9 protein-coding genes are annotated in these 12,948 nt (G+C 24.8%); all 9 read right to left on the bottom strand.

Translation table 4 applies throughout. The features are described from left to right. Positions 1–5: 5 nt before the first annotated feature. Positions 6–2,417 (bottom strand): AAA domain-containing protein, encoded by a 2,412-nt coding sequence (locus tag NX772_RS01055; protein ID WP_051542142.1) that lies wholly within the window; start codon positions 2,415–2,417, stop codon positions 6–8. Between the two features lie 502 nt (positions 2,418–2,919). Continuing rightward, positions 2,920–3,156 (bottom strand): hypothetical protein, encoded by a 237-nt coding sequence (locus tag NX772_RS01050; protein WP_027123250.1) that lies wholly within the window; start codon positions 3,154–3,156, stop codon positions 2,920–2,922. Positions 3,157–3,164: 8 nt separating this feature from the next. After that, positions 3,165–4,136, bottom strand: coding sequence for an AAA family ATPase (locus tag NX772_RS01045; protein ID WP_027123251.1), 972 nt, complete (start codon positions 4,134–4,136; stop codon positions 3,165–3,167). Between the two features lie 78 nt (positions 4,137–4,214). Further along, positions 4,215–5,378 carry a leucine-rich repeat protein gene (locus NX772_RS01040; RefSeq protein ID WP_027123252.1) on the bottom strand — a complete coding sequence of 388 codons (1,164 nt, stop codon included), beginning with the start codon at positions 5,376–5,378 and terminating at the stop codon, positions 4,215–4,217. A 909-nt stretch (positions 5,379–6,287) separates the two neighbouring features. Next, entirely contained in the window at positions 6,288–9,233 is a 2,946-nt protein-coding gene (locus tag NX772_RS01035; RefSeq protein WP_027123253.1) for an AAA family ATPase, read from the bottom strand. A 3-nt stretch (positions 9,234–9,236) separates the two neighbouring features. Then, positions 9,237–9,908, bottom strand: a complete 672-nt coding sequence (gene rnc / locus NX772_RS01030; protein ID WP_027123254.1) for a ribonuclease III — start codon at positions 9,906–9,908, stop codon at positions 9,237–9,239. A 1-nt stretch (position 9,909) separates the two neighbouring features. Then, complete coding sequence (gene plsX, locus NX772_RS01025) at positions 9,910–10,905, bottom strand: phosphate acyltransferase PlsX (protein WP_027123255.1); 996 nt, start codon at positions 10,903–10,905, stop codon at positions 9,910–9,912. Further along, a complete protein-coding gene (locus NX772_RS01020) occupies positions 10,905–12,521 on the bottom strand; it encodes a DAK2 domain-containing protein (RefSeq protein WP_084477569.1) in 1,617 nt (538 codons plus the stop codon). Before NX772_RS01020 ends, plsX begins: the two co-directional genes overlap by 1 nt. After that, positions 12,521–12,829 (bottom strand): hypothetical protein, encoded by a 309-nt coding sequence (locus NX772_RS01015; RefSeq protein WP_027123257.1) that lies wholly within the window; start codon positions 12,827–12,829, stop codon positions 12,521–12,523. Before NX772_RS01015 ends, NX772_RS01020 begins: the two co-directional genes overlap by 1 nt. Positions 12,830–12,948: the final 119 nt, after the last annotated feature.

Genomic DNA, 12,948 nt, shown 5'->3' with positions numbered 1-12,948 from the left:
AGGATTTAAACATCTTCGATGTACCCAAAGAGGAATACCAATTCATTCACTATTTTTTTGTAAAATCCAAATTTACTATGACTATCAAAAATTTCCTGAACCGAAGTATTAATTTCTTCAGGTAAATTATATTTTTTTGTTATTCATTTTAGGGTATTTTTATCTAACACTGAAACTGGTTCAATTTGTGATGGATCTCCAACAACAGTGATATTTTTACTTCTAAAAATAGCGCCTACAGCAGCTTGTGGAACTGCTTGTCCAGCTTCATCAACAAATAAATAACCTATTGAATTTTCTTTAAAATCTCCAAACATCCTAGATATACTTGCAAAAGTTGAACTAATCACTGGAACAACCATATTGATTCAATATCACGCTTGGTGAAGTGCATCAGATTCTATATCAACTTTATTTTTTCACTTATCATCTAAAATTTTTTTAGCCTCTCTTAAATTCTCCATATTATAACTAAGAAAATGTTTTCTAACTTTTAAAGATAAAATGAATAAATTTGATTGCATTTCTCTATATTCTTGATTAAATCAAGGGTTGGATAATTGAAATTCTGAATTTTCAACATTAAAATCTAATACTTTAATATTTTTAGAAACTAAATATTTATCGATTTTATCAATATATTCTTTATTTTCTTTAAGTTTTTCAATTAATTTTATTTTATTCTTTACTTTATTTCTTAAATCGATCAATGATTTTTTTTCATCAATTAAATTTTCTAGTTCTAAAAAATGTTTTTTATATTTTTTAGTTTTAAATAGTTGACTAATTCATGAAGGCATTTTTAGTTTTTTTATATAAACTTCATCTTCTTTTAATTTAAGAGAATAATCGTAGTTTTTAATTTCTGATTTATATTTATTACCTTCTTCTAGTAATAAATTTAAAGAAAAATTAATATTATTATCATCAAGATTTTTTTGTTCATTTAAAACATTAATTATTTTTTTAGACTCATCTTGTAAAAACTTCAATTTATTTAGTGTTTCTTGTATATTATTTTTTTGCTCTTCTATCTTATTATATAGTTCTAAATATTCTTCATATGCATTGTTGTTTCGATTTTTGGAATACTCATTTAGTTCCTCTATAACATCTTCAATCTTTTCAATAATATTATTTAGGTTTGTTTTTTTACCACCTTCTAATGAGAAAAGGCCTCATTTTTCATATTCCACATCATTTTTTGATTTATTATTTTCACTATCTATTGCATTATTTTCTTCATTTTTTTTACTATTAGCGGTTTTTCTAAAATAATTTACAGCTTTTAATTTTTCCTTTAGATTATCATCTATTTTATCTAATAAAGGTAACTCATTAACAATATTCTGAACAGCTGTATTATTTGAACTAACCACAAAAATTCCTTTATCTGATATTTCTATAGGGAGTTTCCCAATTTTATTCGTGGTTTCTTTATTCATTGGTTTAGAATAATATTTTATATTTTTTAAATTTAATTTCACAATTTGATAAGCTTGCCTACAAATTAATTCAGCAAAGACGTCTTTTAATAAAGTGGTTTTTCCTGTTCCTGGTGGTCCATTTACACTTTTCATTTGTATATTATCATAATTCTCGTTAATTATGATGTTTAGAGCGACTTGTTGCATTAGTGAAAGTGAATATTTTGAATTGCTTGGAAACCTTGAGTATGGATATTTTTTCGGTTCTAATATTTCACTTATTTTTTCAATTCCTTCTTCGTGTTTATTATCTAAATTTATTCTTTTTATTTTTTTACCACTTTCTTTATCAGGTAAAGATAAGTATTTATCAAGATTTTCTGTTGATATATTTTTAGCTTTTTCTAAATCTTTAATAAAAAACGAATGTAATAAAGGATCAACAGCGTCAGCATAAACTGTCTTATATCTAGAAAAATTCATATCAATTTCATAACTTTCTATAAATTCTTTAAATGCTTTATTGAAAAATGCTTTTTGGTCTTCATTTCTTTCATTTGTAAATATATTTTCTATATTTTCCGAAAGTTCTTTTTCTTTTTTTTCGAATTCAGAAGGAAATTTTAACTTTACATCATTCTCTTTGAGATATGCACTCCATGTATAGAATGTAAATTCTTTTATTAATTCTAGTTTATCATTGAAACATATAGCAAAGCTAAATTTGTTAGTTCCTATTAATTCCAATTCATCATTATTTATTTCATAATTATTTTCTTTACTTAAAAAATTATATATTAGTTCTTTTGAATTAAAAATTTTAAAAATAAGGATCAAGCATTCATTTTTATTTTTAAAATTTTTACTAAAAGATTCATAATAGTCATTTCCTTGAATTTGAATTTTTTTATAATCTTTTTCATTTCAATTACCTTCGCTAAGTCTTTCAATCATTATTCAATTATCAAGAATATTTTTCTTATTAATCATTATATCCTCCTAGGTAAGCAAAATATACATTTAATTTGTTATAATTTCTTAATATTTTTACATTTATATTATTAAATTATATTAGATAAAAATCATTTTAAACTTACTAATAATTATTATTTAGTAGAATAAATAATATAAAAATTATGAGTTTTATTAGATAGCTATATTTAATTTAAATCAAAAAATAGTCATAAAAATTTTGAGAAAAACATCCTACTGCAATTTGCATTTATATCTTATTAAATAGTCTTAAAAAATAAGTAACTAATCAGTACTTAAAAATTCACTTTCTATACAGTGTTTTTTATTTTAATTATTTTTCATAATACCACAGGAAAGTCATTCACAATTTAAAAATGTAGAATAACCTATATTTTTAAGGTTATTTTTTAATATTTAATTCCATAATTTAGGGTTAAATCCTATAAATAAAAAATCAAGCGCATCACTTTTTAGTTTTACGTTATAGTGTTACACTTGATTTTGCATTCGGAGTATTTTATTTATCGTCTTCTAATTTGCTCTTAAATATTATTTTGTATTCATCTTCTGAGAAATCAATATTTGAAATATGATTATAGAATTCTAAATTATCACTTTTTTTATTTTTATATCCTAGTTGTTCTTCTAGATTTGGACTAAATTCATAATATCCTTTGGAATGTTCTCGAATAAATTCATTAGTTTTTTTATGTTCATTTTTATCTTCATTATCTTTATCAAAGATACAAAACACATCGATTTTTAGGCTTTTAAATATAGATAAAATAAAGGCATTGAAAATTTACCATATGTACTTATAATAGAATATTCTTCATAAAATTTATTATTATCTTGCAAGTATTTTTCTAAAAATAGTTTATCATTAATTCCTTCACACATATAAATTTTTTCTGCAAATAAACATTCTAAAAAATCTTTGTAATGAATTTTTTTAATCATACTTTCACAAGTTTTTATTTCATAATATTTTGCATATTTTTTATCATAGTTATTAATAGGTACTGATAGTTTTGAAGAAAGATCAGAAATAATTGAATCTAATTTTATATTTTTAGGTTCATATGTTATATCATTAAAGATATGAATTTTTGATAATTCGATATCTAACATTTGTAAAAGTTTAGGACTATGCGTTGATATAAAAACTTGTTTTCCGTCTTCGTCTAATTGTTTTATTATTTTTGCCGTTTTATTCAACATTGAAGGATGACTATATTTCTCTGGTTCATCCAAGAATATATATTTTTTACTACTATTTTTTACTAGATGTAAAAGTAATTGCATTCTTTGTCCAGATCCAGTTTTCGTTCAAAAATCTTTATTTTCTATAGAAACAAGATTTTTATATTTTATACCTTTTTGATTTACAGTAATAAAGTTTTGATTTGATTCTTGTTTATTAGTTTCTAAAACTTCTTTTATCATTGAATTAAAATGTTCTGCATTTTGGTTAATAACATTATTAATTTCTGTCTGTAATTCATTTTTTAAATTTTTAATAATATTATTACTTTCCAAAAGTTCATACAAAATATATTCCATTGCCAGTGTTTCGTCTTTTGTATCCTTAACTTCATCACTTAATAAAATTTCAGATTCTAAAAATAATATATCAATTTTTTCAACACCACCATTTTCAATCAGTTCATTTCGTTTTTTTTCTAAATTTTTCGTCTTTCCAAAACCATTAGGTCCGATGTAAATTTCTATCATTTTTTACTTTTTATTTAAACAAAAATTTTTATAAAAATTTATTATTAAAATTAAAATTTTTGTCATTTTCCCAAATTATTAATTATTTTTTGATGAATTTAGATTGACTTTAGTACCTTTAAATGCATCTTTTCCTATAATTTTTAATTTTGGAGCACTAAAAGTTTCAAGCGAAGATGCTTCATAAAAAGCATATTCCCCTATTTCAGTTACGTTTGGTAGGTTTACGGATGTTAGCACTTTATTACTTCTATTGGCAAAATTAGCAACATATTCAACTTCTGTATTAAATAATTCTCTTGTATTTGGGCTTACTGCAACCAAAACTTTTCCTATAATTAAGTTTTCATTTTGATTTAATTTTTCATTTAACAATGGAGTTTCCATAAAAGAATTAAAAAATACATTTTTTAATTTTGGAGCACTAAAAGTTTTAAGCAAAAGTGCTCCATAAAAAGCAGTTTCCCCTATTTTGGTTACGTTTGGTAGATTAACTATTTCGAGTCCATGAGCACCTTGAAAGGCATTTCTCTCTATTTCAGTTACGTTTGGTAAATTGATAGATTTTAGCCGTGTATTGCTACTGCTTCCGCCAAAAGAGTCATGACCAAAGACATAATCAGCAACGTATTCTACTTCAGTGTTAGAAAATTTATCTAAATCAGGACTTATTTTTACTAAAACTTTTCCTATAATTAAAGGGTCCTTAATATCCTTAACTAACTTAGCCTTATAGAAAACTTCTCTTCCAAGTTTTTTTAATTTTGGAGCACTAAAAGTTTCAAGCGAAGATGTTCTAGCAAAAGCTTCATCCCCTATTTCAGTTACGTTTGGTAGGTTTACAGATATTAACGAATCTATTCTTGTAAATGCATAATGATCAATTCTTTCTACATTTATTAAATCAATTTCTTTTAAATTTTTAAAATTAAACTTTAATATATCTTTGCTATCTTCTGAAATATTATCAATAGTAGTTTGAAAGGATACTAATTTAGCTTTTCTTGAGTATATTTTTGTTACTGCTTCCCGATTAATTGATTCATCTTCTAATATTTTTTGAATAACATCTTTGTTAATTATTTCTGTTTCTATGTAAAGAGTTTCTCCTTCTTGTCTATATTGTTTTACTTGGTCATTATCATCGTTTTGATTTATTTGCACATTATCTATACAACTTACTGATAATAAAGGCAATGTTATACTAATCATCCCTGTTAATAGTAAATTTCTTTTTTTCATTTTTCTCCTTTTGAATTAGTAAATCAAGAAAAAAAGATATAAAATTCAATTTTTTTGATTTATAAAATCATTTTACAAAAAAAAAAAAAAACAAGTAAATAGCAAAAATTGTTTAATAACATATATTTGAAACTATATATTAATCTTATATAAAATGAGCCTATTTTTTAATAAAAATGGTATAAGTTATTTACGAAAATAACACATAACTTATTTAAACATAAAAATTCAATAAAATTTGAAATAAAAAGACAAAAATCTTTAAAATATATTGATAAAATCTTTATCTAATATTAGTTTAATTAAAAACTTTAGTTTATCAATTGTAAAAAAATATAAAAAAATTATAAAAAGTAAAAAAAATGTTATATCACATAAAATAAATATCATCAAAGAAATAGCAAAGTTACTTATTTAGAAATCGATTTAGTCTTTAAAAATTATTTAGAAGTATCTGATCTTATTTTAAATAAATATCTAACAAATAAACCACTTTTAATCAAAACATATTTTTATTTTGAATATGATTTTTTTATAAGAGAAAAATTTCTTACCAAACTTTAATTAAAAGATTTAATCAATTAGGTTTATTTAACATACATACAACTAAAAGAGGGAGAAAAATTTAAAATTAAGTGAATTGTTATGATTGATGTACAACTTGAACCATATTTAAAAAATGATAAACCATTATCATAGATGTTACAACAGAAACATTACTGGCAATATGATTTAAGAAACAAAAAATAACATTAGGATACCAAAAACTGTTAGAAATGGTGCTTAGAAAGTACGGATTTCCAAAGAAATTTACAAAATTTAAATTAGCTATTGATATTTTGTTATTGAATTAAAAAAAACAACCAAAAATCCTTATTTCTAGGTGAATTTGGTTGTTTTAATATTAATTTAATTTTGTTCTTCCACTTCTTTTATTAATTCTTTAGCTTTAGATAGTTCAACGCTAAAGAAAGAAGTTACTCCTCTTTTTTGCATAGTTGCACCAAAAAGATGATCTACTTTTGTCATTGTTCCATGACGATGTGTTATAACGATAAATTGAGTTTTATCTTTTAATGATTGTAAGAATTCTGCATAACGAATAACGTTTGCTTCATCTAGTGCAGCTTCTACTTCATCTAAGATACATAAAGGAATAGGTTTTGCTTTTATAATAGCGAATAATAGTGATATGGCGATGATCGCTTTTTCACCACCAGAAAATAATTTTAGATTTTTAACTGACTTACCTGGTGGTTGGGCAATAATTTCAATTCCGGTTTCTAAAATGTTATGTGGATCACTGTATTCTATTCTGGCATCACCACCACCAAACATTGATTGAAATACATATCTGAATTCATCGTTAACTATTTTTACTGTTTCTTGAATTTTGTTAACGATAATTTTATCCATCTCGTTAATAGCTTCTAAAATAGTATCTTTAGCTTGACTTAACTCTTCTTCATTTTCTTTTAAGTTATTATATCTTTCTTCTACTTCTTCACATTCTTGTATTGAATCTGGATTAACATTACCTAAAAGTTTAAGCTCATTTTTTAATGATTGAACTAGTTCTCTTGCATTATTTATTTCTAATTCTAGTTTATAATTTTCACGAGCTGATTCTAAAGTCAATTGATAGTATTCTGTCAAACGTTTTTGGCTTTCTCTTAAAATCATTTCGATTTTATTTTTTTCTGTTTCATATCCACTATTTTCTTTGTTTATAGTGTATAACTGTTGTTCTATTTCTGATTTTTGGTTTAAATAAGGAAGAAGTTCGTTCCCTAAAGAAGTAATTCTTGTTCTTTTAATTCTTAAATTAGCAGCTAATTCATTTTTTTGAGTTGTAAATTTCATTAACTCAACTGCTATATCACTTGTTTTAGAAAATTCTAGTGCTTCTTTTGAAAAACTATCTAATTGTATTCTTAATTGATCATATTTATCCACTAATTTTATTCTTTTTTCTTTAGTATTGGCTAATTCATTTCTTCATTCTGTTAAAGAAGAAATTAGATCTTGTTTTTTATTAGATAATTCTACTTCTTGTTGTTCTAACTTTTGTTTAGTTTCAATTAATGAAGGTATTAAATTTTTAATACTTGCAATATTTTCTTCTAATTTCATTAAACTATCGTCATTATCATTTTTTTGACCACCAGAAATAACTCCACCAACTCTTATAATGTCTCCATCTAATGTAACTATCATATATCTAAGTTGAAGTAATTTAGATAATTTATTAGCACCATCTATAGTTTGTGCTACTACAATATTTCCGAGTAAAAAATCTCTTAACTTTTCAAATTCTTTATCTACTTTTACTAATTCAGAAGCTATTGCTATAAAACCTTTTTGACCTTGTAGAGCTACTTTGTGTTCATTTCTCATTTCTTTTGGTTGAATTGAAGAAAGAGGAATAAATGTTGCTTGACCTCCTCTATTTTCTTTTAAGAAATTAACAGCTTTAACCGCTGTTTCTGGAGTATCTACAACTATGTGTTGTAAAGCGCTTTTTAGCACTGATTCAATAGCACTTGCGAACTCAGTTTCAGTTTTAATTAAATCAAAAACAGTTCCTTTAAACCCTTTTCCAAAAGCATCTTTTGATTCAATAATGGTTCTAGTACCTTTGTATAAATTTGTTCTTTTTTGTTTATGTTCTTCTAAAACTGCTAATTTTGTCCTTGCGCTATTTATATTGTTATTTTTATCATTTTTTTCTGAAATAATTCTAAAAATTTCACGCTCTAAATTATTTAAACTAATTGTATTATCTTTAATGGTTTGTTCTGTAGTTTCTTCAAATTTAGAGTAATGGTCAATTTTGGTTCTTGTTTCAGATAATTCCTGCTTTAATGAATCTATTTTTTCTTCTGTTGTTGCTTGAATAGTTCCATTTAAAATATCTTGTCTTCTTTGCTCGATTTTAGATTGTCTTAATTCTAATTGATGAATTTCAGATTCTATTTTAGATAATTCTAATTGTAATTGATCTGCTTCTTGCTCTAAATTAAGTTTTTGATTATTATTTTCATTTATCGTAGTTGTAAAAAGTGATAACTTAGATTCTAAGTCATTAATTTTTTCACTATTTTCACTTATTTCTTTACTTAAAAAAGAATTTTTTTCAGAAAAAAATTGTAAATCTTCAACAAGTAGACCAACTTCAATTGATTTTAACTCTTCTGATTTTTCAATAAATATTTTAGCTTTTTCTGCTTGTTTTCTTAGAGGGATTAATCTTTTTTCTAATTCATCGATTATTGTTCTAACTTTATCTAATGCTTCTTCTGTAGAATCTAATTTTCTTTTTGCTTCAGCTTTTCTATCTTTATATTTGGAAGTTCCTGCTGCTTCCTCAATTATTGCTCTTCTATGTTCTGGAGAAGCCTCTGCAATATCACTAATGGTTCCTTGAGAAATTATTGCTAAAGAAGATTTAGAAATACCAGATTCCATTGCTATTTCTTTTATGTCTTTTGCTCTAGCATGTTCTCCATTAATATAATATTCATTACCACCTTTACCTCTTTTTAAAACACGAGATATAGTAAAAATATCATGCGGAACACTAACAGCTCTATCTGAGTTATCAAATGTTAAAATAACTTCCGCTTGATCTAATTCTTTTACTGTTTTAGAACCTGCAAAAATTACATCTTCCATACTGTCACCACGTAGTGCTTTAAATGATTGTTCACCTAAAACTCATTTAATGGCATCGTTTATGTTAGATTTACCTGAACCATTTGGACCAACTATACCAACTACTCCACCATCAAAATTTAAAACTACTCTATCTGCGAAAGATTTAAAACCTTGAGCTTCGACTTTTATTAATTTCATAATTTACCTCTTTTTAAAAATGCTTAAAGCTTGCTTTGCCGCTTCTGTTTCTGCTATTTTTTTACTTTTACCTTTTCCTTTACCATAAATTTTACCTTCAAAATGTAATTCAGCATAAAAATCATCATCAATTTTTTGAACTTTATATTCCCCTCATCTTTCTCTACTTCCATAAAGAGATTGTACAATTTCTTGAAATTGAGATTTAGGGTCTTTTTTGAGTTCATCAATACTTTCATCAATTTTTTGGTAAAGTGTTTTTTTTAGAAAATCTTCTAATTTATTTTCTGTTTGATCTAAAAAGATAGCTGCAACTAAAGATTCATATAAATCTGCATTTATTTTTTTATTATTAAGAATTTCTAAAGCGCCCTTTGAAATTCTTAATATTTTATTTAAACCTAATTTAAAGGAAAGGGATGATAAAGAATTAGTATCAATAATTTGTGACCTTTTTATCGAAGCTTCACCTTCATTTAAGTTTTTAAACTTTTTATATATATAGAGTGAACTTTTAAAATTTATAAGTGAATCTCCTAAAAATTCTAACATTTCATAATTGGCTTCTCTTTTATTTTCGTTTGTAAATGTTTTATGCGTGAAAGCTTGTTTGTAAATTGAAATATCATTAGGAGTAATGTCTATAGATTCTAGAAAAGTATAAATTTTTTTCATGCTATTCTAAGGCCTTTTTAGTCTTATTTAAAATATCGCTTTCTATTGCGAGTTTAATTTGATTTAGGGCTCCTAAATAGGCTTTTTTATCAGAAGATCCATGTGATTTTATTACAATACCGTTTAGTCCTATAACTCAAGCTGCTCCTATATTCCTATAATCTAATCTTTCTTTAACTTCTTTAAAAGCCGGTTTTAATAAAAGGGATAAAATTTTTCTAATAATTTTTTTAGTTAATTTTTCTTTTAATAATTTAGAAAAGTTTAAAACTGTTCCTTCCATAGTTTTAAGTGTTATATTACCTGCATAACCATCAGCTAAAACTATGTCAATTTCTCCCTTTAAAAGATCTCTTGTTTCAATAAAACCTTTATAATTTATATTTTTATTTTCTTTAAGTAATAAATTAGCTTCTGTATGATAGTCAAAACCTTTATATTCTTCTGTACCAATATTTACTAAACCAACTGTAGGATTATCAATGTTAAAAAGATTTTTATAAAATGTTGAAGAAATTATTGCTCATTGATCAAAATACTCGGGTTTTACTACTAAATTAGCCCCTGCATCCAGTAAAAGAAAAAATTTATTTTCTTTTAAAGTAGGAATCATGGGCATAAAAGCTGCTCTAGATACATTATTTAATCTTTTAATCTTAAGTGTTGCTAATCCTAGATAAGTCCCAGAATCACCAGCAGATAAAATTGCAGAAGCCTTGTTGTCAGATACTAAATCTAATGCTATAGACATAGAAGTGGTTTGTTTAGAAATTTCTCTAATATTGTTTTCATTTGCTTTTGCAACTCTAGTTTCATTTAATATTTCAACTTTATTTTCATTAATAAATTGAGGGTTTAAATATTTTTCAATTTCCAGTTTATCTCCAACTAAGAAAATTTTATAGTCCTGATTTTTAGTTAAAAATTCATTTATAGCAGCGATACTTTCACTTATTTTGCCGTCAGATCCCATTAAATCAAAAGCTATTGTTTTCATTATTCAACCCCTATTAAGTAGTGGTAAATTTTTTGCTGTCCACTTTTTACTTCAACTTCTACATCATATCTAGATTCTATATAATTAGCTACTTCTTCAGCATCTGTTTCGCCTATTTCTCCACCGTAATAAATGGTAACTATTTCTGTACTACTTTTTATTAAGTGTTCTATTACAATTTTTGCTGCATCATTATAATTTTTAGCAGTTTTAATAATTTTATTATTTGCTATACATAAGAAGTCTCCTTCTTTTATTTTTACATTATTCATTGTTGTATTTCTACTTGCTATTGTAACTTCTCCAGTACTTACACTTTTTATCGCATCTTCCATTAAGTCTTTATTATCTTCTCAATCAGATTCCTCATTAAAATTATAAATAGCACTAATACCTTGAATTTGTGTTTTTGTTGGAATAATAATAACTTTTTTATCTGTTATTGTTTGAACTGCTTGTTGAGCACTTAAAATGATATTTGAATTATTTGGTAAAATAAAAACTGTTTCAGCGTTAACTGAATTAATTGCCTGAATTATATCATTTGTTGAAGGGTTGTTAGTTTGACCACCTTCTACTATAAAGTGTGCTCCACTCTCTTTCATAACATTAATAATTCCTTGACCTGTATTACAAGAAACAATTCCTGATTTAAGTTTTTTATCATTAGTTTTTGATTCATTAGCTATATTCTTGGATTCGTTTGCTTGTAATGTCATATTTTCTGACTTAATTTTTATAAATTCACCATATTTTTGAGCAGCATTTAATAAAGTTCCAGGTTTTAAAACATGACCATGGATTTTAACTCAATCCTCATCTTGAACAACAACTAAAGAATTAGCAATTTTACTTACTTCATTAACTAATTTATCTTTAGAAAAGGCTTTAACATCTTTTAACTCAATTATAAATTCTGTACAATATCCAAATTCACCTTCATACACTTCGGTATCGCTAACAAAATCTGATATATTCACTTGTTCATCACTTAATTCAACAGCCTCACCAATAGTGTATTTATACATTCCTTCTAAAATTAAATAGAAACCTTCCCCACCAGAATCATTTACACCCACTTCTTTTAAAACTGGTAGTAAATTTCTAGTATTATTACAACTTATCTTCGCTTGTTCCATTGCAATTTTAAAAATTTCACTTACTTTAGAAGAAGGTGTTATAGTTTTTTCTAATTTTTCTGTAACTTCTCTAATAACGGTTAGAATAGTACCTTCAACAGGTTTTAAAACCGATGAATACGCTCTTGATGTAGCGCTACGAAAACCTTCTACTAATTCAAAACTATTTATTTCATTTTTATTAGCAAAATATTCTGCAAAACCTCTAAAAATTTGAGACACAATAACACCAGAATTTCCCCTAGCTCCTAATAGCATGTTTCTAGAAATTTTTTGTGATATTTCATCAATTCTAGTTGTTTTTAAATCAAAAATATTCTTAACTCCAGATGAAATAGTTGTAGCCATATTGCTCCCTGTATCACCATCTGGAACAGGAAATACATTTAAAGCATTGATTTTTTCTTTAAAATTATTCAAGTTATTAGAACCTGAAATTAGCATCTTAGCATATAAATCACCATTTAAAATTTTCATTATAATTTGATCCCCTTTATAAGAACATTCAGTGTTTCTAGTTTCAGTTTATTTTTGGATAGAAAATATTCAAGTAAAGATTTTATTTCTTGAACTATTGTTTTAACATTTACTGAAAAAAGTAAAATTATTGATAAATTAATTTTTAAACCATTAATTCCTCTCACTATTACAATAGAATTTCCTCAATTTTCTTTCTTCAAAGAAATAGGCTTTGCATCATCGCTAGCATTAATGTTGCAAAAACCATAAACACCAGGAATTAATGAAATTTTTTCTAAGATTTGATCTCTTAACTCTTCAACCATTTTTACCTCAATAAATTATATATATAATAAATAATTATAAATTATAGCATTTTTTCTTTTATTCCTTTGTAGGATGTCTTTAAACAACTAAAAAAGTAAATACCCAAATTTTAATATAA

This window comes from Mesomycoplasma molare (assembly GCF_024918955.1).
Taxonomy (GTDB): Bacteria; Bacillota_I; Bacilli_A; order Mycoplasmatales; family Metamycoplasmataceae; genus Mesomycoplasma_A; species Mesomycoplasma_A molare.
The sequence above is the reverse complement of the archived record's forward strand: the minus strand, read 5'-3'. Positions and strand labels throughout refer to the sequence as shown.